The 24,518-nt window shown below is 33.7% G+C and carries 26 protein-coding genes and 1 other annotated feature; of the genes, 24 read left to right on the top strand and 2 right to left on the bottom strand.

The annotated features are described in order from the left end of the window. From AC1RPR_RS03330 to rpmF, 23 genes are all read left to right on the top strand, one after another. Window positions 1-1,555, top strand: a 1,555-nt coding sequence (locus tag AC1RPR_RS03330; protein WP_481761196.1) for a DNA translocase FtsK, incomplete at its 5' end; no start/stop codon positions are given. Between the two features lie 69 nt (window positions 1,556-1,624). Beyond that, complete coding sequence (gene murC / locus AC1RPR_RS03325) at window positions 1,625-2,956, top strand: UDP-N-acetylmuramate--L-alanine ligase (RefSeq protein ID WP_481761401.1); 1,332 nt, start codon at window positions 1,625-1,627, stop codon at window positions 2,954-2,956. Between the two features lie 297 nt (window positions 2,957-3,253). Further along, window positions 3,254-3,955, top strand: coding sequence for a Bax inhibitor-1/YccA family protein (locus AC1RPR_RS03320; protein ID WP_481761197.1), 702 nt, complete (start codon window positions 3,254-3,256; stop codon window positions 3,953-3,955). Between the two features lie 152 nt (window positions 3,956-4,107). Further along, window positions 4,108-6,789: a DNA polymerase I gene (gene polA / locus AC1RPR_RS03315; protein WP_481761198.1), complete on the top strand. Its 2,682-nt coding sequence runs from the start codon at window positions 4,108-4,110 to the stop codon at window positions 6,787-6,789. Window positions 6,790-6,810: 21 nt separating this feature from the next. Further along, window positions 6,811-7,644: a DNA-formamidopyrimidine glycosylase gene (mutM, locus tag AC1RPR_RS03310; protein ID WP_481761199.1), complete on the top strand. Its 834-nt coding sequence runs from the start codon at window positions 6,811-6,813 to the stop codon at window positions 7,642-7,644. A gap of 2 nt (window positions 7,645-7,646) precedes the next feature. Beyond that, window positions 7,647-8,246 carry a dephospho-CoA kinase gene (gene coaE, locus AC1RPR_RS03305; protein WP_481761200.1) on the top strand — a complete coding sequence of 200 codons (600 nt, stop codon included), beginning with the start codon at window positions 7,647-7,649 and terminating at the stop codon, window positions 8,244-8,246. A 32-nt stretch (window positions 8,247-8,278) separates the two neighbouring features. After that, window positions 8,279-8,767: a transcriptional regulator NrdR gene (gene nrdR / locus AC1RPR_RS03300; protein ID WP_409022693.1), complete on the top strand. Its 489-nt coding sequence runs from the start codon at window positions 8,279-8,281 to the stop codon at window positions 8,765-8,767. A 27-nt stretch (window positions 8,768-8,794) separates the two neighbouring features. Beyond that, complete coding sequence (locus AC1RPR_RS03295; RefSeq protein ID WP_481761201.1) at window positions 8,795-10,174, top strand: replication initiation and membrane attachment family protein; 1,380 nt, start codon at window positions 8,795-8,797, stop codon at window positions 10,172-10,174. Next, window positions 10,174-11,112, top strand: coding sequence for a primosomal protein DnaI (gene dnaI / locus AC1RPR_RS03290; protein ID WP_409022691.1), 939 nt, complete (start codon window positions 10,174-10,176; stop codon window positions 11,110-11,112). The genes AC1RPR_RS03295 and dnaI overlap by 1 nt, the downstream gene beginning before the upstream one ends. Before the next feature lie 327 nt (window positions 11,113-11,439). Further along, window positions 11,440-13,386, top strand: coding sequence for a threonine--tRNA ligase (thrS, locus tag AC1RPR_RS03285; RefSeq protein ID WP_481761202.1), 1,947 nt, complete (start codon window positions 11,440-11,442; stop codon window positions 13,384-13,386). A 59-nt stretch (window positions 13,387-13,445) separates the two neighbouring features. Next, window positions 13,446-13,583 (top strand) — a sequence feature (ribosomal protein L20 leader region). A 56-nt stretch (window positions 13,584-13,639) separates the two neighbouring features. Beyond that, window positions 13,640-14,140, top strand: a complete 501-nt coding sequence (gene infC, locus AC1RPR_RS03280; RefSeq protein WP_409022689.1) for a translation initiation factor IF-3 — start codon at window positions 13,640-13,642, stop codon at window positions 14,138-14,140. Between the two features lie 25 nt (window positions 14,141-14,165). Beyond that, window positions 14,166-14,366, top strand: a complete 201-nt coding sequence (rpmI, locus tag AC1RPR_RS03275) for a 50S ribosomal protein L35 (protein WP_057973380.1) — start codon at window positions 14,166-14,168, stop codon at window positions 14,364-14,366. Window positions 14,367-14,424: 58 nt separating this feature from the next. Beyond that, on the top strand, window positions 14,425-14,784 hold the full coding sequence (gene rplT, locus AC1RPR_RS03270) for a 50S ribosomal protein L20 (RefSeq protein ID WP_409022688.1): 360 nt from the start codon (window positions 14,425-14,427) through the stop codon (window positions 14,782-14,784). 308 nt (window positions 14,785-15,092) lie between these two features. Further along, window positions 15,093-15,626: a YqeG family HAD IIIA-type phosphatase gene (locus AC1RPR_RS03265; RefSeq protein ID WP_409022687.1), complete on the top strand. Its 534-nt coding sequence runs from the start codon at window positions 15,093-15,095 to the stop codon at window positions 15,624-15,626. Then, on the top strand, window positions 15,619-16,755 hold the full coding sequence (gene yqeH / locus AC1RPR_RS03260; RefSeq protein WP_481761203.1) for a ribosome biogenesis GTPase YqeH: 1,137 nt from the start codon (window positions 15,619-15,621) through the stop codon (window positions 16,753-16,755). Before AC1RPR_RS03265 ends, yqeH begins: the two co-directional genes overlap by 8 nt. Before the next feature lie 17 nt (window positions 16,756-16,772). After that, on the top strand, window positions 16,773-17,087 hold the full coding sequence (gene yhbY / locus AC1RPR_RS03255; RefSeq protein WP_409022685.1) for a ribosome assembly RNA-binding protein YhbY: 315 nt from the start codon (window positions 16,773-16,775) through the stop codon (window positions 17,085-17,087). A 26-nt stretch (window positions 17,088-17,113) separates the two neighbouring features. After that, window positions 17,114-17,761 (top strand): nicotinate-nucleotide adenylyltransferase, encoded by a 648-nt coding sequence (locus tag AC1RPR_RS03250; RefSeq protein WP_481761204.1) that lies wholly within the window; start codon window positions 17,114-17,116, stop codon window positions 17,759-17,761. Continuing rightward, window positions 17,754-18,347, top strand: coding sequence for a bis(5'-nucleosyl)-tetraphosphatase (symmetrical) YqeK (gene yqeK, locus AC1RPR_RS03245; RefSeq protein ID WP_481761205.1), 594 nt, complete (start codon window positions 17,754-17,756; stop codon window positions 18,345-18,347). The genes AC1RPR_RS03250 and yqeK overlap by 8 nt, the downstream gene beginning before the upstream one ends. 10 nt (window positions 18,348-18,357) lie before the next feature. Beyond that, window positions 18,358-18,714 carry a ribosome silencing factor gene (rsfS, locus tag AC1RPR_RS03240; protein ID WP_481761206.1) on the top strand — a complete coding sequence of 119 codons (357 nt, stop codon included), beginning with the start codon at window positions 18,358-18,360 and terminating at the stop codon, window positions 18,712-18,714. Next, window positions 18,714-19,454 carry a class I SAM-dependent methyltransferase gene (locus AC1RPR_RS03235; protein WP_481761207.1) on the top strand — a complete coding sequence of 247 codons (741 nt, stop codon included), beginning with the start codon at window positions 18,714-18,716 and terminating at the stop codon, window positions 19,452-19,454. Before rsfS ends, AC1RPR_RS03235 begins: the two co-directional genes overlap by 1 nt. Window positions 19,455-19,465: 11 nt before the next feature. Continuing rightward, window positions 19,466-20,608: a nucleotidyltransferase gene (locus AC1RPR_RS03230; RefSeq protein WP_481762405.1), complete on the top strand. Its 1,143-nt coding sequence runs from the start codon at window positions 19,466-19,468 to the stop codon at window positions 20,606-20,608. Between the two features lie 80 nt (window positions 20,609-20,688). Next, window positions 20,689-21,237 carry a YceD family protein gene (locus AC1RPR_RS03225; RefSeq protein ID WP_409022679.1) on the top strand — a complete coding sequence of 183 codons (549 nt, stop codon included), beginning with the start codon at window positions 20,689-20,691 and terminating at the stop codon, window positions 21,235-21,237. 55 nt (window positions 21,238-21,292) lie between these two features. After that, entirely contained in the window at window positions 21,293-21,472 is a 180-nt protein-coding gene (gene rpmF, locus AC1RPR_RS03220) for a 50S ribosomal protein L32 (RefSeq protein ID WP_057973392.1), read from the top strand. Between the two features lie 79 nt (window positions 21,473-21,551). On the opposite strand, the gene AC1RPR_RS03215 is transcribed toward rpmF, so the two are convergent. Then, window positions 21,552-22,055 carry a hypothetical protein gene (locus AC1RPR_RS03215; protein ID WP_481761209.1) on the bottom strand — a complete coding sequence of 168 codons (504 nt, stop codon included), beginning with the start codon at window positions 22,053-22,055 and terminating at the stop codon, window positions 21,552-21,554. Window positions 22,056-22,239: 184 nt separating this feature from the next. Here AC1RPR_RS03215 and gndA point away from each other — a divergent pair, with 184 nt between their 5' ends. Beyond that, window positions 22,240-23,661, top strand: coding sequence for an NADP-dependent phosphogluconate dehydrogenase (gene gndA, locus AC1RPR_RS03210; protein ID WP_481761210.1), 1,422 nt, complete (start codon window positions 22,240-22,242; stop codon window positions 23,659-23,661). 258 nt (window positions 23,662-23,919) lie between these two features. Here the strand turns inward: gndA and AC1RPR_RS03205 are convergent, their stop codons facing one another. Next, window positions 23,920-24,486 carry a hypothetical protein gene (locus AC1RPR_RS03205; protein ID WP_481761211.1) on the bottom strand — a complete coding sequence of 189 codons (567 nt, stop codon included), beginning with the start codon at window positions 24,484-24,486 and terminating at the stop codon, window positions 23,920-23,922. Window positions 24,487-24,518 lie beyond the last annotated feature (32 nt).

Raw genomic sequence — 24,518 nt, 5'->3', positions numbered from 1 at the left:
GCAAGAAGTACAAGAAGTACAAGAAGTACAAGAAGTACAAGAAGTACAAGAAGTACAAGAAGTACAAGAAGTACAAGAAGTACAAGATAGCTATTATGATAATCAGTCAGATGAAGAAGTCAAAAGGTCAGATGCAAGTTATCAATTTCCATCACTTGATTTATTACCAGATCCTATTTTAGAAAATGCTGGTGAATTAGATGATTGGGTACTTTCTCAAATTGATGTATTAAATAATACATTGGAAGCATTCCATGTTAATGCAGAAGTTGATGGCTGGACAGTTGGGCCAACGGTGACCCAATTTGAAGTATCATTAGCTGCTGGTGTTAAGGTAAGTAAGATTACCAACCTTGTTGATGACTTGAAACTAGCGCTTGCTGCAAAAGATATCCGTGTAGAGGCGCCAATTCCTGGACGTAGTAGTGTTGGAATTGAAATACCTAATTTAAAATCAAGACCAGTCCTTCTCTCGGAAGTATTGAGATCTCCAGTGTTTATAGAAAATAAATCACCATTGACGGTGGCGTTAGGTGTCGATTTATTTGGTGAAGCACAAGTAACTAACTTACAAAAAATGCCGCATGGATTAATTGCTGGTGCTACAGGGTCTGGTAAGTCAGTTTTTATCAATAGTTTATTAGTTTCTATTTTATATAAGGCAACACCAAACGAAGTTAAATTGTTATTGATTGATCCTAAAGCTGTCGAATTAGCGCCATATCATGATATTCCTCATTTATTAGCACCTGTTATATCAGATGCAAAAGCAGCTTCGGCAGCTTTGAAATGGGCTGTTGATGAAATGGAAGAACGCTATCAAAAATTAGCTGCAGCTGGAGCTAAAAATATTGGTAACTTTAATCAAAAAGCAGAAGCTAATGGCGATTTTGGCCTAAAGATGCCGTATATTTTAATTATTATTGATGAATTAGCTGATTTAATGATGGTTGCTTCAAATGAAGTTCAAGAATATATTGCAAGAATTACACAAAAAGCTAGAGCAGCAGGAATTCATTTAATTCTGGCTACACAACGACCAAGTGTTGATGTTGTTACGGGTACAATTAAAAATAATATTCCAACTCGAATTGCATTTATGGTTTCTAGTCAAATTGACTCGAGAACTATCTTGGATACGGCCGGTGCTGAAAAATTACTTGGACGAGGCGATATGCTCTATCTAGGTAATGGATCAAGTCAGGCTGTTAGGTTACAAGGAACGTATATAGAAGATGAAGTAGATTTAATTACAGATTTTGTTAGAACTCAAGGAAAGCCAAGATATGCATTTAATCCAGATGGACTGAAAAAAATGGCAGATCAAAATGAACAACAAGATGATTTATTGCCAGGTATTTTAGATTTTATTGCGCACGAACAAACCATTTCAACTTCTAAATTACAGCGCGTCTTTTCAATTGGGTATAATAGAGCTGCCAATATTATTGACGAACTTGAAAATCAGCAACATATCTCACATGCTAAGGGGTCGAAACCTCGAGATGTGTATTTAAATGAAGATGAACTCAGACGGATGAGAGAAGAATTTTAACGACAAACTGAATATTAACTCATTTTATGGTAAAATTATGAATGAATAATGTCAGAAAAGGGGATAATGATGAATAACCAAAAAGTATATTATTTTGTAGGAATAAAAGGCTCAGGGATGAGTTCTTTAGCATTAATTTTACACGATCAAGGATTTAAGGTTGAAGGCTCTGATATTGACCAATATACATTCACACAACGTGGATTAGAATTAGCTAATATTAAGGTTTATTCATTTGATGAAAAAAATATCCATGAAGGTTTGACTGTAATTGCGGGAAATGCATTTACAGCGGATCATCCTGAACTTAAAAAGGCACGTGAAATGGGATTAGATATTGTCAGTTATCCTGAAATGTTAAGTCGATTAATGGAAGGTTACACAAGTATTGGTGTTGCCGGCTCTCATGGTAAAACAAGTACAACAGGATTGCTTGCACATGTCTTAAGTGGTATTGCACCAACGAGTTACTTAATTGGGGATGGTACTGGTAAAGGAAAACCTGATGCAAGATTCTTTGTTTATGAAGCAGATGAATACCGTCGACATTTTGTTGCCTATCACCCAGATTATTCAATTATGACTAATATTGATTTTGATCATCCAGATTATTTTACTGGTATTGATGACGTTTTTGATTCATTTGAAACAGTTGCAAAACAAACCAAAAAAGGAATATTTGCTTGGGGAGATGATCCTTTACTCCGTAAAATAAAAGCTGATGTTCCAATTTATTATTATGGTACAAAGGATTCTGATGATTTCCAAGCTCGTGATATAAAACGAACAACTAAAGGTTCTGAATTCGATGTTTATTATCACGATACATCATTAGGTCATTACCAAATTCCAATTTTTGGTGAACATAATATCTTAAATAGTTTGGCCGTTATTGCTGTTTCGTATTTTGAAAAAGTTGATTTAGAAGAAATTGCAAGTGAATTATTAAGTTTTAAAGGGGTTAAACGCCGGTTTAGCGAAAAGTATATTGGTGATATGACAATTATTGATGATTACGCACATCATCCATCAGAAATTAAAGCAACAATTGATGCTGCTCGTCAAAAATATCCTGATAAAGAATTAATTGCGGTCTTCCAACCACATACGTTTAGTAGAACTATTGCGTTGATGGATGATTTTGCAATTAGTTTGAATCTTGCCGATAAGGTTTATTTAACGGATATTTTCAGTTCTGCTCGTGAAACATCAGGTAATGTTTCTAGTGAAGATCTTGGTGCAAAGATTGTTAAGGGTGGCGAGATTATCAAACTTGATAATCTTTCGCCATTACTTGATTACAATAATGCAGTTGTTATTTTTATGGGCGCTGGAGATGTCCAAAAATATGAATATGCATATGAAGAATTATTGAGTAATTTAAGTTTTAAAAATAATTAGTTGCTGAAAAAGAAATGATTTTCGAATCATTTCTTTTTTATTACTTAATTTTTTTTTACGAAAAGTGAAAATTCTTGATAATTTTACATGATTTGGTACACTTGTCCTTATACATACAAGGGGTTATCCTTTAAAAAGGTTAATGCTGTATGAGGTTAAAAGTCATGTTGTATTCTGATTAAAATAAGTAGTATTGCTCTAACTTATTTCATTTTATTAAATTAGTTGTAATAGGTTTTAGTGTATTAATCACAATATTTTAAACATGATTTCTTAATTAACAAGGAGGAAAATAAGATGGATAATCAAAATAGCGTTATTATTAATGAAAAAGATGGATTAAATCATTTTTTAGCAAAATTATATGGGTATATGGCGCTTGCAGTTGGCGTTTCAGCTGTCACAGCATTTTTAACATTGACAGTATTTCAAAAATTAGTTTATGGCTTTATGGCAGAACATTCATGGTCAATTTGGGCATTATTTATTGTCCAATTGGTGGTTGTCTTAAATATTAACGTAAAGGCATCAAGGGCACCATTTGTAACATTTGCTTTATTGATGGGGTATTCTGTACTTGAGGGCGTAACGTTGTCGTTGATTATATCAATGTATTCAGTCGGGAATATCATTGCTGCATTTGCCGCAAGTTCGGCTGTATTCGTTACGATGACCATTTTAGGAAATGTTACTAAACGAGATTTAACTAAATTAGGCACACAGGCATTAGCAGCTTTGGTTGGACTAATTGTTGCTTCATTTGTAAATTTATTCTTACAAAGTGAACTTATTAATTACGTATTCTCATATATCGCTGTGATTATTTTCACCATTTTAACAGCGTGGGACACACAAAAATTAAGACAAGTATTTTTACAACGAGATAGCAATGTTTCAGTTTCTAACTTAGCTATGACAGGTGCACTAATGTTATATCTTGATTTTATTAATTTATTCATTTCATTCTTACAAATCTTTGGTTACGGTGGTAGAGATTAGTAATTCATAAATAAGAAGGTTAAACCTCCAAGTTAAGGATTTATAACTTGGGGGTTTTTATTACTTTATTGAGTTATTAGCGTATTCATTATTAATCACGGCTGATGTTTGGTAAAATAGAGATAGAGATTTTCAAAGGAGACGGATATTAAATGACTAATACTAATGAGAAACTACTATTGATTGATGGAAACAGTATTGCCTATCGTGCATTTTTTGCATTGTACCAATCTGTAGATAGATTTACAAACCAAGCTGGGTTACATACAAATGCATTATATGGGTTTAATAATATGTTGAATGTCATATTAGATACCGAAAAACCGACACATGTATTAGTTGCATTTGATGCAGGAAAGACAACATTTAGAACTAAAAAATATGATAATTACAAGGCCGGTAGATCAAAAACACCGCCAGAACTAAAAGAACAAATGCCATATTTTAGAGAATTACTAGCAGGATACGGCATTAAAACTTACGAATTAATTGATTTTGAAGCAGATGACATTATAGGCACAATGGCAAAAAAAGGTGAAGAAGCTGGATATAATGTGACTATTGTGACTGGAGATCGAGATTTAACACAATTAACAACCGATAAAGTAACAGTTTCTGTCACAAAAAAAGGCGTTAGTGAAATCGAAAAATTTACACCAGAGCATGTAATGGAAAAATTTGGATTAACACCATTGCAAATTATTGATATGAAGGGATTAGTTGGCGATACGTCAGATAATTATCCCGGTGTTACTAAAGTTGGTGAGAAGACTGCAATTAAATTATTAACAGAATATGACTCAATGGAGAATCTTTACGAAAATATTGATCAATTAAAGAAAAGTAAAATGAAAGAGCATTTAATTGAAGATAAAGATCAAGCATTTATGAGCAAAGATTTAGCCAGAATTCGACAAGATGCACCTATCACAATCGATTTTCCTGATACAAAATGGGATGGAAAAGACTTAGATAAGTTAGTTGCTTTCTATGAAAAAATGGATTTTAAAAAATTTTTAAGTCAATTAAATTTAAATTCAGCATCAGATAGTGTAGAAATGAATTTATTTCCAGAACCTAAAAAGACAGATTATAAAGTATTAACTAGTGATAATTTAGATGAATTATCTAAATTATCACAACCAATTTCTTTTTATTTAGAGATGTTGGAAGATAATTATCATACAGCAGATTTTGATGGATTTGCGATAGGTGATGGCAATCAATTTTTCGTAACACGAGATGTTGATTTGTTAAAATCTAAAACTTTAGTTTCAATTCTTTCAAATGATAAAATTAAAAAGAATGTATTTAATTTTAAACGTAATTATGTAGCATTGAACCGATTGGACATTCAACTTGCAGGAACTGAATTCGATCTTTTGTTGGCTTCATATTTGTTAGATACAAGTGATAATAGTAATGATCTTAGTAAAGTTGCACAGAAACATGATTACTATGACGTTAAGTCTGATGAAGAGGTATATGGTAAAGGCGTTAAACGTGCAATTCCAGAAGATGATGATATTTTCTTTAGTCATATGGCATCGAAAGTTGACGCCTTAAATCTTTTGAAAGAACCATTAATGGCCGGATTAGTTGATCATGAGCAAATGGATTTGTACACGGATATGGAACTTCCTCTTTCACTTGTATTAGCCAAGATGGAAATTCAAGGCATTAATGTGGATGCCGATAGATTGAAGATTATGAAAAAGGAATTTTCAACTATTTTAAGTGATATGGAAACTAAAATTTATAGTGAAGCTGGTGAAGAATTTAATATTAATTCACCAAAACAATTAGGCGTTATTTTATTTGAAAAATTAAAATTACCTGTTGTTAAAAAAACTAAAACAGGTTACTCAACTGCAGTTGATGTTTTAGAACAACTTAGTACAATAGCTCCAATTGCAGATTTAATTTTAAAATATCGACAAATTGCAAAAATTCAATCAACGTATGTTGAAGGATTATTAAAAGTTAGACATGAAGATAAGAAAGTTCATACAAGATACCTACAAACACTGACAGCGACAGGCCGATTATCATCTGTAGATCCTAATCTACAAAATATTCCGGTCCGCGTTCCTGAAGGTAAGAAAATTAGACAAGCATTTATACCTGAACATAAGGGATGGAAAATATTCTCATCTGACTATTCACAAATTGAGTTGCGTGTTTTGGCCCATATTGCGCATGATGCTAATATGCAAGAAGCTTTTAAAGAAGGAATCGATATCCATGCTAATACAGCAATGAAAATTTTTAGTTTAGAATCGCCAGATGACGTGACGTCAAATATGCGTCGAACAGCTAAGGCAGTCAATTTTGGGATTGTTTATGGTATTAGTGATTATGGATTGTCACAAAATATTGGGATTACTAGAAAACAAGCACAAACATTTATTGATACTTATTTAAATGAATTTACAGGCGTTAAGAACTACATGGAAAGCGTTGTGCGTGAAGCTAAAGATAAGGGCTATGTTGAAACATTATTCCATCGTCGTCGTTATTTACCAGATATTAACAGTCGAAACTTTAATTTACGTTCTTTTGCTGAAAGAACTGCAATGAATACCCCAATTCAAGGTAGTGCTGCGGATATTATTAAAGTAGCGATGATTAATATGAACAAAATGTTAGAAGAAGAACATTTACAAGCCAAAATGTTATTACAAGTACATGATGAATTAATTTTTGAAGCACCTGAAGAAGAAATTGCTATCTTGCAAAAGAAAGTTCCTGAAGTTATGGACGCTGCTGTTTCTTTAGAGGTTCCTTTAAAAGTTGAGAGTGCGTTTGGTGATAGTTGGTTTGATACTAAATAAAAAGTGGTTGGGGGTAATTATATGCCAGAATTACCAGAAGTTGAAACGGTTCGAAGAGGTCTTAGTCAATTAGTTATAGGTAAGACAATTAAATCAATTGATGTTTTATGGCCTAAAATTGTATCTGGGGATGTACTAGATTTTAAGCGTGAATTAGAAGGTAGAAAGATTGAATCAATCGATAGACTGGGTAAATACTTACTTTTTCGTTTTGATAGTAAAATGACAATGGTTTCTCATTTAAGAATGGAAGGCAAATATTTTGTCCGTGGATCAGATGAACCAATTGAAAAACATTCCCACGTCATATTTCATTTAACTGATGGGCAAGATTTAAGATACAATGATGTTCGTAAGTTTGGACGCATGCAACTAATCCCCACAGGTCGAGAACGTGAACTTTCGGGACTTAAGAAGCTAGGACCAGAACCGACAGAAGATGATTTTAAGCTCAGTTATTTCAAAAAATATTTATCTCGTAAGCATATGGCAATCAAGCCTGTGTTATTAAATCAAGAAGCGGTTGCTGGTCTTGGAAATATTTATGTTGATGAAGTTTTATGGATGAGTAAAATTAATCCGGAACAGCCAGCAAATTTAATTTCTGATAGGAAATTAGCTATATTACGTAAAAATATTATTCTTGAGCTAGCCACTGCGGTACAAGCTGGTGGAACAACAATTAGATCCTATACGGGTGCGTTTGGTGAGACGGGTTTGTTCCAATTTGATTTGAATGTCTATGGTCAAACAGGAAAACCATGTCCTAGATGCGGAGCGCCTATTGTTAAAATAAAAGTGGCACAACGAGGGACACACTACTGTCCACATTGCCAACCGTTAAAGGAAGTTTAAAAATGACTTATATTCTTGGACTAACTGGTGGCATAGCAACAGGTAAATCAACAGTTAGTCGTATTTTTAGAGAAGAAAATATCACAGTTATTGATGCAGACGTTATTGCGAGACAAGCTGTTGAACCAGAATCTGTAACATTAAAAATAATCATTCAAACATTTGGTGAAAAATATTTATCATTAACCGGGAATTTGAATCGAAAAGAGTTAGGTCAGCTAGTTTTTAATGATGCAACAGAGTTAAAAAAATTGAACGGCATTATGGTTCCTGCTATTAGAAAAGAAATCTTGTCACAAATAGAAGTCCAAAAAAAATTAGGTAGCCAGTTAATTATTTTGGATATGCCTTTATTATTTGAGCAAAACTACCAATTACTTTGTGATGCAGTAATGGTTATCTATGTACCTGAAACAGCACAATTAGAACGTTTAATGAAGCGGGATGAATTGTCTTTAGATGAGGCGATGTTAAGGGTTAAAGCACAATGGCCCATTCAAAAGAAAAAAGATTTAGCAGATTTTGTAATAGATAATTCAACAACGGTTGCCGTTACAAGGGTTCAAGTGCTAAACTGGCTTAGTAATCAAATTAATGGTTAAATAATGTAAATAAAAAATAATGAGGTGTCACAATGAAATGTCCACATTGCCAACATAATGGCTCTCGAGTCGTTGACAGTCGACCAACAGATGAAGGTCGCGTTATCAGACGACGTCGTGAATGTGAAAATTGTGAATTTAGATTCACAACATTTGAACGAGTTGAAGCTACACCACTACTTGTTATTAAAAAAAATGGAACACGTGAAGAATTTAATCGTGAAAAGATTCTTAAAGGTATTATCAGTTCTGCTGAGAAAAGACCAGTTTCAATGAAAGCTATCACTCATCTTGTGGATCAAGTGGAAAATAATGTTAGAGCATTAGGTGAAAATGAAATTTCTAGCCAACTAATTGGTGAATATGTTATGGGATTATTGGCTGATGTAGATGAAATTGCGTACATTAGATTTGCTAGTGTTTATCGCCAATTTAAAGATATGAGTGTTTTCTTAAAAGAATTAAATGAAATGATGGCTCGTGATAAAACACCTACAGATAAACCGGATTTGAAGGAATGATAATCAATGATTGATATATGCGGAAATATGAGTCCGAAAGACGGTTATGTCGTTTTAATGGATGAAAAAGTTACAAATGATGATATTGAACGACTAGACTACTTGTATCAACCTGTTATGGGTGTGATTGCGAGTGGTCTATTTGCTCTATTGAAAGGTGAGGCAGGTCAAAATCCACAATTATCTAATCGAAAGATGCATAGTGAATTACTTGCATTACTAAATATTGACATAGCAATGTTTTATGAAGCAAGAAGTGCCCTTGAAGCTTTAGGGCTTTTGAAGAGCTTTGAAAAAGAGGATGCAATAGGAAAAGTTGTTGTCTATCAATTGCGTCGACCTTTGCAAGCAACTGATTTTTTTACAGATGATTTACTAAGCACTTTACTCTGGGAATCGATTGGTGATGGTAGGTACAAAGAAATTACCACTCGATTTGCGTTACCAATTTTAAAATTAGATGGCTTCAAAGAAACATCTAAAAGTTTCTTAGATGTTTTCCAAGTTAATCAAGATCATTTGTCTAATAAACCTGATATTATTTCTGAAAGTAAAAAAGTTTTTTCAACGGACAAGAAGATACCGAAAAAGTTAGTTGAGTCAGGTAGTATTGAGTCATTTGATTTTAAATTTTTTATTGAACTACTGGAAAAGAGTTTCGTTTCTTTGGATAATATCAATGAACAGCGGGATTTAATTATTTCAGAGCATCTCTTGTATGGTATTGATGAAATCGAAATGGCCCAATTTATTGGAGATTCAGCTGACTTATCAACAAATGAAGTTGATTATAATTCATTCAAGCAACATATTGCTCACAAATATAATCAACAAATTAAACTGAAAAAACAAGAAGATTTAACAAGTAGTGATAATAAAAAGGTTAATATGAAATCTGTTGAAACGCTAAAAAAAGTTGGTTTTTCTGAAGAGGATTCGCAGTTAATTCTTGCGAGTGAAGCCTATAAACCTTTTGATTTTTTGAAATCGTTAAAAGAAAGCAAGGGTGGATATGTCACTGACAGTGAAGCATATCTGTTACAGCAACTTATTCAACGACAGATATTTTCTAATTCAGTCATTAATATTCTGATTCATTACATTTTGATTGACCGTGATTTATCAACACTTAATAAATCGTTTGTCGATACTATGGCTAATGATTGGTCACAGCAAAAAGTGAAGACACCTGAAGAAGCCATTAATCAGGTTCGACAATTTAACAATAAAAAGACTGAAACTAAGGCGTCAAACCAACGACAAAGAAAAATAATTAAAAAAGAGACATTGCCTGATTGGGCTAAAGATGACTATCAAGCACCAAAAGTGGATGTAAAAGTTGATAAGGATGAACTAAAAAGACAACTTGCTGAATTTAATAAAACAGCACCCAAAGGAGGAAAATGATGGAAGATTTAGGGACAGAAATCAAAAAATTTCTTGAAAAGGACAACCTGAGTGAAAGATATCCTAATGTTAATTATCGTGATTTAATGAGAAAAGTTTATGAAGATTCAGATGTCATCGCTTTTTTAGATAGAAATAAAGCTGAATTAACAGAGGATAGTATTCGACGCGCTGATGCAAAATTGTATGAATTCTTATCTGAAAAAAATAAAATTATTCTTGGTAAAGGAATGATAGCACCAGGTTATAAGCCACAATTGGTTTTGAATAATCATATGATTGATGTTTCCTATGTACCAACAGATTCTTTTATCGAGGCTCAAAAAAGTAGAGCATTAGCTAAGCGAGTTAAATCAATGAGTATGTCTAAAGATATCAAAAACGCGACTATGAATGGCTTTGATATGGATGAACGTGGGGATGCACTTAGCCAGAGTTTAAAATTTATAACAACATTTGTTGATAGTCCTAAATCTTATCACCAAGCAATGTATTTTTATGGTAGCTTTGGCGTTGGTAAAACATATCTTTTAGGTGCTATGGCCAATGAATTAGCAAGTCGAGGATACCAAACGACTTTAATGCATTTCCCTAGTTTTGCAGTTGAAATTAAAAATGCTATTAGTGATAATCGTGTTTATGACATGCTAAATGCTGTTAAAAAATCTGAAATTTTAATGATTGATGATATTGGTGCCGATGCAATGTCTAGTTGGGTTCGTGATGATATTTTAGGTGTTATTTTACAATATCGCATGCAAGAAGAATTACCAACTTTCTTTAGTTCTAATTTTTCGATGAAACAACTAGAAGATGAGCATTTACGTATTAGTCAAAAGGGTGAAGACGAGCCTCTTAAGGCAAAAAGAATTATGGAACGAATTCACTTTTTAGCAAAAGAAGTTAAGATTGTTGGAAAAAATCGTCGACCTAAATAAGAATAATAGTTGCTAAATTTCACTAAAAATGGTTAAATAGTTATTAAATTGATACGGAAGATTACATTCTTTTTTTATGTCCGCAGGGAGGGAAAGCATAGCTGAAAGCTTTTCTGGCAGAGAATAAGTGATGACCACTTCCATAATGTTGCCTGATTTTTATCAGGTCGGATTGGATCCGTTAAAATCTATGGAGAAAGTTTTGTTTCGGCAAAACTTTGAATTTGGGTGGAACCACGTTAATCGACGTCCCTAATACACGATTTTATTTGTGTATTAGGGACTTTTTTTGTATCAAAAAATATTAAAACAATGGAGGAAGTTAACATGTCAAAAATAAATATTACATTTCCAGATGGCGCAGTTAAAGAGTTTGATTCAGGTATTACGACTGAAGACGTTGCAAAGTCAATTAGTCCTAGTTTAGCTAAAAAATCAATTGCCGGTAAATTCAATGGTGTTTTGGTTGATTATCTTCGTCCATTAGAGGCAGACGGCGCTATCGAAATTGTTACTAAAGAATCTGCAGACGGATTAATCGTTTTATGGCATACAGCTGCTCAAGTTTTAGCTAATGCGTTACAACAATTATACCCAGGTATGAAATTTGGTATGAGTTCTGATATTGAAAATGGTTTCTATTTTGATACAGATAATGGTGAAACACAAGTTAGCGTTGATGATTTGAAGAAAATTCAAGATAAGATGAAATCAATTGTTAAAGAAAATTTGAAAATTGAACGTCAATTAGTTTCAAAAGCTGAAGCTCTTGAATTATTTGCTGGTGACCCATATCGTGCTGAATTAGTAGTTGAAGCTACTGATGAAAATGGACAAGTTGAAATTTACAAACAAGGTGAATTCGTTAACTTAAGCGATGGCGCACAATTACGCTCAACTGCTGATGTTAAAATTTTCCAATTATTATCAGTTGCTGGTGCATATTGGCAAGGTAAATCAAGTAATCCGATGTTACAACGTGTTTATGGTACAGCGTTCTTTAAACAAAAAGATTTAGATGCTGAATTAGTTCGTCGTCAAGAAGCACGTGAACGCGATCATCGAGTAATTGGTAATGACTTAGATTTATTCTTTGTAGATCCAAAAGTTGGTGCAGGATTACCATACTGGTTACCTAATGGTGCTACAATTCGTCGTACGATTGAACGCTACATTGTTGATAAGGAAGTTTCAAATGGTTATGATCATGTTTACACACCAATCTTAGCCAACTTGGATTTATATAAAACTTCTGGTCATTGGGACCATTATCGCGAAGACATGTTCCCACCAATGGACATGGGTGATGGCGAAGAGTTAGAGTTACGTCCAATGAACTGTCCTTCACATATTCAAGTTTACAAGCATCATATTCGTTCATATCGTGATCTTCCTATCAGAATTGCTGAATTAGGAATGATGCATCGTTATGAAAAATCAGGTGCACTTTCTGGTTTACAACGTGTACGTGAAATGACATTAAATGATGGTCATACTTTCGTTGCTCCTGATCAAATTCAAGAAGAATTTAAAAGCGTCCTTCGTTTAATGATGGAAGTTTATGATGACTTTGGGATTGCTGACTATTCATTCCGTTTGAGCTATCGTGATCCAGCTAACACAGAGAAATACTTTGATGATAATGAAATGTGGACAAAATCACAAAGTATGTTAAAAGGTGCTATGGATGATTTAGGCTTAGATTACTACGAAGCTGAAGGAGAAGCAGCATTTTACGGTCCTAAATTAGATGTTCAAACAAAAACAGCGTTAGGAAATGATGAAACGTTATCAACAATTCAATTAGATTTCATGATGCCTGAAAAATTTGAATTATCATACATCGGTGATGATGGTGAAGAACACCGTCCTGTTATGATTCATCGTGGACTTGTTTCAACGATGGAACGTTTTACAGCTTACTTAACAGAAATGTACAAAGGAGCATTCCCAACTTGGTTGGCTCCTAAACAGGTAACAATTATTCCTGTTAAAAACGATCTTCATGCCGATTATGCGCATGATTTACGTGCTAACTTAGTTGCTCGTGGTGTACGAGTAACGGTTGATGAACGTAACGAAAAGATGGGTTATAAGATGCGTCAAGCGCAAGTTACTAAAGTACCTTATATTTTAGTTGTCGGTGATAATGAAGTAGCTGAAAATACAGTTTCTGTTCGTCGACATGGTGAAGATGATTCAAATATCTTTACAAAAGAAGATTTTATTAACAACATTACAAAAGAAATTGCCAACTATAGTCGTAAAGCATAAAAAAGACTCATTTTAATTTGCTTGACAATGAGTCTTCAAGTTGGTATGATATAAAAGTTAAGAAAAAGCAGAGGCTCCCGCTTCTCGCCTGAAGAGACAAAGAGTCTCTGGGCAGAATATTATTGAAATTAAATTCCAATTAAAATGGATTTCAAGCGGGCTGCGATAATTTATTATTGTTGCCCGTTTTTCTGTGTTTTTTCTCAAAAAAATTTGGAGGTGCATTGCCATAGCAGTTGATAAAGTAGACAAAATGGTCAATGAAGGTATCCGCGCATCGGAACTTCGTTTGATCGGTGATGATGGCGAACAACTTGGTGTTAAAACGAAACAAGAAGCACTAGATATGGCAGAAATTGCTAATTTAGATGTTGTTGTTGTTGCCGCTAACTCAAAACCACCTGTTGCTAAGATTATGGATTACGGGAAGTACCGTTTCGAATTACAAAAGAAACAAAGAGAAGCCCGTAAAAACCAAAAGATTGTTAATGTTAAAGAAGTTAGACTTAGTCCAACGATTGATATTAACGATTTCAATACAAAATTGAAAAATGCCTCAAAATTCCTTGCAAAAGGTGATAAGGTTAAAGTATCAATTAGATTTAAAGGCCGTGCAATTACGCATAAAGAAATCGGACGTGATGTCTTGAATCGCTTCGCTGACGCAGCTAAAGAAGTTGCATCAGTTGAATCAAGAGCGAAGATGGATGGACGTAGTATGTTCATGATGCTTGCACCTAAGGCTGAAAAGTAAAGCTATATTAGGAGGATATTAGATTATGCCAAAACAAAAGACTCATCGTGCATCAGCAAAACGTTTTAAACGTACAGGAAATGGTGGCTTAAAACGCTCTAAAGCATATACAAGTCATCGTATGCATGGTAAAACTAAGAAACAACGTCGTCAATTAAGCAAATCAACTACAGTGTCAGCATCAGATAACAAGCGTATCAAACAAATGCTTTCACAAATGAAATAATAAATATAAATTAGACAATTGATGCCATTTTTAAATGGCTCAATAAGGAGGAATTTTCATGCCACGAGTTAAAGGTGGAACCGTTACACGTCAACGTCGCAAAAGAATGCTTAAATTAGCAAAAGGTTACCGTGGATCAAAACATATCCAATTTAAGGTAGCTAAACAACAAGTAATGAAATCGTACCAATATTCATTCCGTGATCGCCATCAAACAAAACGTAACTTCCGTCGTCTATGGATTGCACGTATTAACGCTGCAGCACGTATGAATGGTTTAAGTTACAGCAAGATGATGCATGGCTTGAAATTAGCTGAAATTGAAGTTAACCGTAAAATGTTAGCTGAATTAGCTGTTAAAGATTCAGCAGCATTTGCTGCTGTTGCAGAAGAAGCTAAAAAAGCATTAAGTAAATAATAACTTTTAAGAGGATACTTGACCAATTGTCAAGTATCCTCTTTTTTTAATAAAATTTCTGTAAATAAGTTAAGTATGTTATTTTTAGTGAAATCAAAAAAATTTTATGTGATATCAATGATTATGGTCTATGTAACTAATAAGACAAAATATAATCTTAAAAAGAGCAATATAAAATTGAAATAACTCGTTTCTATTATTTTAAAATGAGAAAATAAAATTAATTTCATTTGTTTTCATGGAAAACATGCAATTTTGTTGAAAGTACATTATACTTAGATTATTATTCTAAAATTGAGGTAGCTAACATGCTTGAGAGATATAAACCAACTTGGATGGTTGAATCAATTTATGATTTAACACCAGAGGATTTACAAAATCATGGAATTAAAGTTGTTATGACTGATTTAGACAATACATTAATTGCATGGGATAACCCAAACGGAACCCCAGAATTGAAGAATTGGTTAGAGCTTATAGCTGCGGCTTCAATTCCAGTGATTGTTGTATCTAACAATAGTCACGAACGTATTGAAAAGGCACTGGAACATATTGGATTACCATTTGTTTCCAGAGCTCTAAAACCATTTACAAAAGGAATTAACCAAGTTAAAAATGAATTTAAGATGAATAATCAAGATTTAGTTTTAATAGGTGATCAATTGATGACTGATATTGCTGCTGCGAATAATGCGGGCATTAAAAGTATATTGGTTAAACCACTTGTTGAATCAGACGCTTGGAATACAAAACCTAATCGTTTCATTGAAAAAAGAATTAAAAATCACTTAATTAAAAAACACGATTTTAAAACTAAATGGGGGAATTCATTGGATGACTGACATAATTGAAGTACCAGAAATTGACGAAGATCTTTTTTGTATTGGCTGTGGCTCAAAAATTCAAAGTGAAGAAGTAGATGAATTAGGCTATACACCTAAATCCGCAGTAAAAAAAGGACTTGAAACAAATGAACTATATTGCCAAAGATGTTTTAGACTACGACATTACAATGAAATTGCTGACGTTAAGTTAACTGATGATGATTTCCTAAAATTATTGAATCAAATTGGTAGTGCTGATGCATTAATCGTCAACGTTATTGATATTTTTGATTTTAATGGTAGTCTAATTCCTGGATTACATCGATTTGTGGGTGATAATCCTGTTTTAATGGTTGGAAATAAAGCTGATTTATTGCCTAAGTCATTGAGACGTTCGAAGTTAAAGGATTGGATGAGACAACAAGCTAATTTACAAGGATTACGACCAATTGATGTTGCATTGACAAGTGCAACAAAAAACTTTGCGATTGATGAATTATTAGAATTAATTGAAAAGTATCGTGAAGGCCGTGATGTGTACGTTGTTGGAGTAACTAATGTTGGTAAATCAACATTGATTAATCAAATCATTAAACAAAGAACAGGTGTCCAAGACCTGATTACAACTTCAAGATTCCCAGGAACTACGCTTGATAAGATTGAAATTCCATTGGACGATGATCGAGCTTTAATTGATACACCAGGTATTATTCATCAAGACCAGATGGCTCATTATCTATCAGGTAAGGCGCTAAGATTAGTTTCTCCTCAAAAAGAAATTAAACAACGCGTCTATCAGTTAAATGAAAACCAAACATTATTCTTTGGGGCTGTTGCAAGATTTGATTACATTTCAGGGGGAACTCCTGGTGTTGTCGTTTATCTTGATAATGATTTAATGATTCATAGAACAAAAACTGAGACTGCAAGTGAATTTTATGAGAAACATGCTGGTGGTTTATTAAATCCACCAACAGATGATGAAATGAACGACTTCCCAGAATTAGTTCGTTTTGAATTTAAAGCAACACAAAAAAGTGATTTAGTTTTTGCCGGACTTGGATGGGTAACCATTAATGAGGGTGCTAAAGTCGCTGGCTGGGCACCAAAAGGTGTTTCGGTTCTTTTACGTAAAGCAATGATATAAGAGGAGTTAACTAACATATGACATTAAGAGGCAAACAAAAAAGATATCTACGCAGTCAGGCACATCATTTACGTCCACTTTTCCAAGTTGGAAAAGAAGGCGTGTCTACTAACTGGTTAAACCAAATTCGCGAAGCAATTGAAAAACGCGAATTAATCAAAATTAACATGCTACAAAATGCAACAATTGATACAAATGAAGTTCGTATTTTTATTGAATCTAATAGTTCAATTCAAGTTGTTCAAGTGATTGGTCATACATTAGTGCTTTATCAAGCAGCAACAGATGTCGAAAATCGAGATATCTCTGACAAAGTTAATTTACTCGCTTAATTTAAAATTTTGAGGAGGTTTTTAGCTTGACTATTCAAGTCCAAAAATTAAAAGAAATTAATTTAGTTACGAAATTTAAGACTAAACCCATTCTTGATAATACGAAAAAGCGTGTTGGAATTCTCGGGGGTACGTTTAATCCGCCTCACTTAGGTCATTTAATAATTGCTGATCAAGTTTGTCAGCAATTAGGATTAAGTGAAGTTCGATTTATGCCGGATGCAACACCACCACATGTGGATAAAAAGGAAGCAATTGATGCAAAGTATCGCCTTGATATGGTTAATCAAAGTATCGCGGATAACGATAAGTTTAAGCTGGAAGATACTGAAATTAATCGCGGTGGTATTAGCTACACCTATGACACTGTGGTTGCTTTAAAAGCAGCTCATCCGGAAAATGATTACTATTTTATTATTGGCGGCGATATGGTAGATTATTTACCGAAATGGTCTCGTATTGATGAATTAGTAAAATTAGTACATTTTGTTGGAGTTAAACGAACGGGATTTGAACAAACAAGTCAGTATCCTATACTTTGGGTTGATGTACCAACAATTGATATTAGTTCAACACAAATTCGAGATAAGATAAAAAAAGGCTGTTCAATTAATTATTTAGTACCTAAGGCAGTCTCAAATTATATTGAGAAAGAAGGGTTGTATCGTGAATAATTTAGTTTATTCTAATAATCTTTTTAGTGGAACTAGAGAAGAATTAGTACAGATTTTGAAGGAAACTTTGAGTGAAAAAAGATTTCAGCATGTGTTAAATGTTGAAAAATCTGCAATTGAACTTGCTCAAAATAATAATGGTGATATTGAAAGAGCAAGTATTGCTGGACTTATTCATGATTATGCCAAGGAGCGGACAGATGACACCTTTATCAGAACAATTAAGCAAAAACATATGGATCCTGATTTATTAAATTGGGGGAATGCTATCTGGCATGGAATTGTTGGCGCAGAGTTGATACATGATGAATTAGGTATTACAGATGATAAAATTTTAACATCAATTGTGAAGCATACGACAGGCGATGTTGAGATGGATTTGTTGGATAAAATTGTCTACGTCGCTGATTTCATCGAAGAAGGTAGGACGTTCTCTGGCGTTCTTGAAGCACGAAAAAAAGCATTTGAAAGTTTGGATGCAGCTGTTGGATTTGAAACAAAACATACACTAAGTTATTTAATTAATACCAATAAAAGAGTGTATCCTAAAACAATTTTGACCTTTAATAAATGGGTCGCAGAATAGAGGAGTAATAATGAATAGTATAGAAAAATTAGAAATCGCAGTTAAGGCTGCTGACAGTAAACGTGGCGAAAAGACGGTGGCTATTGATGTCCATGAAATTAGTCTATTAGCTGATTATTTCATGGTGACACAAGCTGACTCAGCTCACCAAGTTAAGGCTATCGTCAAAGAAATTCAAGATCAAGAAGAACTAGCAGGTGTTGAAGTCCGTCGTATTGAAGGACGTAATTCAACTAGTTGGGTTTTATTAGATTTTGGAGATTTAATTGTGCATGTATTTAAAACTGAATCACGTGAATTTTATGATCTTGAAAAATTCTGGTCTGAAGGCGCATCTGTAGATTTATCAGCATGGATTGAAGAATAATGATTTATACCACCTTTTCAAAATTGTATGATCAATTAATGGATCCTGATTTATATGATTCTTGGCAAACATTTGTCGAAACACAAGTTCCTGATAAGAAAACTGAAATTCTTGAATTAGCTTGTGGTGCAGGTCAATTAGCAATTGCTTTAACGCAATCTGGTTATTCAGTCGTTGGTTTAGATTTATCTGAAGAAATGTTATCAATTGCTGACCAACACGCACAGGATGCGAATGTATCCTTGCCTTTAGTACAAGGTGATATGATGAATTTGGAAGAGGCAGAGTTACCACAATTTGATGCGGTAACTTGTTTTGCTGACTCATTTTGTTATTTACCTGACGCTGATGCTGTAGGAAACGTTTTTAAATCAATTCATGGATTACTACAAGAAAATGGTCGATTCATTTTTGATGTTATCTCAACCTATCAAACGGATGAGATTTATCCAGGTTATATGTACAACTATCAGGATGATGATCAAGCTTTTTTGTGGTCAACATTTAAAGATGAAGAGCCACACAGTGTCGTTCATGAATTAACTTTTTTTGTCAAAAATGATACTAACTGTCAATTTGAACGTCTAACTGAGGACCATCATGAACGAACATATTCAGTTAATACGTATACTGAATTGTTAAAAAATGCTGGATTTAAGAATATTAAAATTTCGGCTGATTTTGGCACAAGTCAAGTTGATGATAAAACAACAAGACTATTTTTTGTCTGCGATAAATAGGAGTGAGTTACTTGGACACGACTGGGGTTATTGTTGAATATAATCCGTTTCATAACGGACATTTGTATCAGATTAATCAAATAAAAGAAAAGTATCCTGATACGACGATTATTGCCCTTATGAGCGGACAATTCTTACAGAGAGGTATTCCAGCTGCACTTGATAAAGAGAGCCGTACGGAGCAAGCATTGCAATCTGGTGTTGATTTAATAGTTGAGTTACCCGTTGCATTTTCTGTTCAACCGGCTGATTTGTTTGCTCAAGGTGCCATTAAATTATTGGCCGGATTAAAGATAACCAGACTTGTTTTTGGTGCTGAACATCCTGATTTGGATTTTATGACTATCGCAACTGAAATTCAAACGTTAGATAGTGAGTTTAATCAGTTTAATGAAACGTATGCCACACAATATCAACGAGCTGTTTTTGAAAAAACAGGTGTTCAAATTAATCGGCCTAATGATTTGTTAGGTTTAGCTTATGCTGAAGCCTGCATAGCCGAAAAAGCCGAAATCCAGTTATGTCCGATTCAACGTATAGAGGCTGATTACCATGAAACAAAATTTGTTGATACTCAAAAAATTACAAGTGCAACAGCAATTAGATTAGCAGTTCAACATCAAGAATCGATTGTAGAAGTTGTTCCTAATCAAACTCGACTTGATTCAGAAAATGAAAGATGGGCCGATTGGACAGATTTTTGGCCATATCTTCGATATCAGTTGAGTCTATCAACACCAGGTCAATTATCGTCGATTTATGGCATGTCTGAGGGTATTGAGTATCGTTTGTTGCAGCAGTACGAAAAGTTGCCTGACGAGGCTAATTTTGATGATTGGGTCCAAGCCGTTAAGTCGAAACGAGTAACTTATACAAAAATCTCAAGACTAGCAACTTATATTTTGTTACAAATAAAGCAAAATGAAATTGACAAACAATATAAGCAGCCTTATTATCATGTCTTAGGGTTCTCAAAAAAAGGTCAAACGCTGCTTAATCATTTAAAAAAGGAAGTGCCATATCCTATAATAACAAAAATTAGTAAAAAGGATAAAGAGGGACTTTACCAATTAGATTATCGAGCAGGAATTATTTATGGGCTAGTTAGTCATAAAAAATCGGATCTTTTTAGAAGACCTAAACAAATTAATTAACATACTGTCAAGGATATACCATTGACAATGTTTTTAATCACAGGTATAATCATAAGCGTTGCATTAGGAGGCATATTTGCATGAAATGGTCCTTAGTTGAGTTAAAAAAACAAAGTGATGAACCACTTCAAGTTGACGAAATGTTAAACCTTTCCGAAGGATTAATGCTGCGCAACAAAACAATTACAGCTGTTTCAGAAGTCCATGTTACGGGCATTCTGTCAGCAGATCATCAAGATGTCATTGGTCATTTTAACGTTAGTTTAACAGTTGAAATGCCATCAACACGATCATTAAAGAGTGTCGATGTCCCATTAAATTTTTCAGTTGATGAATTTTATGTAGGCTATCGCGATAAAGCACTTGAACGGTTTGATAAAAATGATGTTGTAATTATTTTGGAAGAAGATATGCTCAATTTGAATTCTGTGATAGAGGATAATGTGTTATTACAGATTCCGATGCAGATACTGACTGATGATGAGAGAAAAGCAGAAGATTTACCAACCGGAGACGACTGGGAAGTTCTTACTGAAGATAAACTCGTACAGGTTAGAAAAGAAAAAGTTGATCCTCGATTTGCCTCATTACAAAATTTTTTTGATAATGATGGTTCTGAAGAGGAATAAACATAACAATACTTTTATTAAAAGTTTTGGATAATTTTAAAGGAGGTGTTTGATAATGGCAGTACCAGCACGTAAAACATCAAAAACACGTAAGAGAATGCGTCGTACGCATTACAAGTTAACTGTCCCAGGTATGAGCGCTTGCCCTAACTGTGGCGAATTAAGAAAATCACATTATGTATGTCCTAGCTGTGGTTTTTATGACGGAAAAGAAGTCGTAAAAGTAAACAACTAAATCTACATTAAGTAAAAAGCCTTAACAACCATGGTGTTAAGGCTTTTTCTGTACAAAAAAAATAAGATTCAATTGAATCTTATTTTTTTTCACTAATTTTCAAACTTATAATTTTGAAGTCTGTCTCTGGATCAAAAAATTGAAAAGGTAATTTGGCATGGCTTTCAATATAAGTTACATTTTTAGCCGGTGTTTTAACAGCCTTAAAAGTGGGCGATTTGATAGATTTAATTAAATCTATCAAATCTAGAAGTAATAACTCTGGTTTGTTACTAAGATTAGACCAGCCTGAAAATTCGGAACGATAATTTTTAAAGATTGTTTTTCTTATCGGACTGATGAAAGCATTACTACTGTCATTTTCGTAAGGAATTGACTGAGATGCGATAGTGTGCTGACTTGTGGTACTATAAATTTGAATTCGACTATCTTTTAAATCTAAAAAATCGGCCGTTAATAATTTGTCGTTAACTTGGACAACTAAGTCAAAAGTAGGGATATTGTTAGAAAATTCTGCTTTTGCGCGACTGTATAAAAAAGTATCGATGGCATAATATAATTCTTGTACTTCAACTAATTTCATATTTGAAAGACCTCCTGAAATCAGTATAACAAAAAAAGGTAAAATAGATAGGAATTTTTGATGTCTAGTGTATAATTGACGTTGAAAGTTAAATGGGTTTATTGACAAAGTCGGTAGCTGATACTTTCTTAGATTACATGGTTTTTGATTCACAAAAAATTAAAGAAATGTAGGAGGTATTATAATGGATAAAGCACAAATTGGTGTTATTGGAATGGCTGTTATGGGTAAAAATCTCGCATTGAATGCTGAGAGTCGTGGCCGTACGGTAGCTATTTATAATAGAACGGGAGCTAAAACTGAGCAAGTTATGAAAGACCACTCAGAAAAAAAATTAGTACCCAGCTACTCAATTAAGGATTTTGCAGATTCATTAGAAAAACCTAGAAGAATTATTATCATGGTAAAAGCTGGCAAACCAACTGATGCTGTTATTGCAGAACTATTACCATTCTTAGATAAAGGTGATGTTTTAATTGATGGTGGTAATACTTACTTTGAAGATACAGTACGCCGTAATGCAGAATTAGATAATTCTGGAATTAACTTTATTGGAATGGGCGTTTCAGGTGGCGAAATTGGTGCACTTGAAGGACCATCAATGATGCCAGGTGGCCAAAAAGAGGCATATGACCTTGTTGCACCAATTCTTGAGGAAATGTCTGCTAAAGCTAGCGATGGGACACCATGTGTGACTTATATCGGTCCTAACGGTGCTGGTCATTATGTTAAGATGGTTCATAATGGAATTGAATATGGTGATATGGAATTAATTTCTGAATCATATCATTTGTTAAGAGATTTATTAGGCCTCTCAGTTGATGAAATCGCTGATATCTTCTCTGACTGGAACAAAGGTGAATTGGATAGTTACTTGATCGAAATTACTGCTGATATCTTAACACGTAAAGATGATTTAGGCACTGGTAAACCTATTGTTGATGTTATCCTCGATCGTGCTGGAAATAAAGGTACTGGTAAGTGGTCATCACAGAGTGCACTTGAATTAGGTGTTCCTCAGTCAGTTATTTCTGAATCTGTTTATGCACGTTACATTTCAGCAATGAAAGAAGAACGTGTTGAAGCAAGTAAAGTTTTACCTAAACCAGAAGTTAAATTAGGTGAATTAGATAAAAAAGAATTAATTGAAAAAATTCGTGAAGCATTATACTTTAGTAAAATCATGAGTTATGCACAAGGATTTGAACAATTACGTGTTGCCTCAGAACATTATGAATGGGATTTAAACTTTGGTGATATGGCTAAGATTTGGCGTGCTGGATGTATCATTCGTGCCCGTTTCTTACAAAATATTACTGACGCATTTGACGAAAAAGCTGATTTAAATAACATCTTATTAGATGGTTACTTCAAAGATATTGTTAAAAAATATCAAGAATCAGTTCGAGATATCGTTGGTATTGCTGTTAAAGCTGGTATTCCAGTTCCTGGATTCAGTGCAGCAATTACGTATTACGATCAATACCGTTCAGAAGTTTTACCTGCTAATTTAATTCAAGCACAACGTGATTACTTTGGTGCTCATACGTATGAACGTACTGATAAACCAGGTTCATTCCACTATACTTGGTATACTGAACAATAAAAAAAGTTAATAAATATACTAAAAAAGGCTATCTAACAACGATTTAAAAGTTGTTAGATAGGCCTTTTTTTCTTTTGGTTACGCTTTTGGTTACGTTTGAGTTAAGTATCTAAATATTGTAATAGTTTTGAAGTTACTGTTATATAGATTTGGGTAATCCTTACATTGGAATGACCAAGTAGATCTTCAATGCTGTTAAAGGAGGTACCGACTCCATGTAAAATTAACAAACACAAAATTGTTATCACTCTTTAAAAATTAACGTTGATATCCTAAATTTGGAGAAGTGACTTTTCCAGTAGATTTATTGACGTCAAATTCTACCATGTGTGTTTCAGTATCGAAGACGGATACAATATATTTATTACCTTTATCTAAAGTATCGCTTGATTTAACTTTTGGTTCCCAGTCGCTTGTCTCATTATTGAATGATTTAAAATAGCTTAAAGCAAGTGATTCAGCTTTTGATTGCGTCATCTTAGTTGATGTAGATGAACTTGTAGATTTTTCAGTGGTAGTAACGTTATTTTTCTCAGCCTCAATACTAGAAGAGCTTGCGGCAATAGAACTTTCAGCTGCGGTAATTGAAGAACTTGCAGCTGAGATGCTAGATGCTTGAGCAGATGATTCTGATGATGCTTTACTTTCGGAAGTTGCTTTTTTTATGGACTCTTTCTTACTTGATTCCTTTTTAGCTTTTATAATACTAGATGATGCAGCCTCAGAAGATGAAGAATCCTTACTTGTATTCTTGCTATTCCCACATGCAGTTAGTGAAAGTAGTGTGATGGCAGTAATCCCGACTATTGTTATTTTTTTATTCATAACACAAATTCCTCCAAATATTTTTATAGTAA

This window comes from Dellaglioa sp. CoH-57-MRSF-22 (assembly GCF_056781895.1).
Note: the sequence above shows the minus strand (reverse complement) of the source record. Positions and strands in the feature narration are given on the sequence as shown.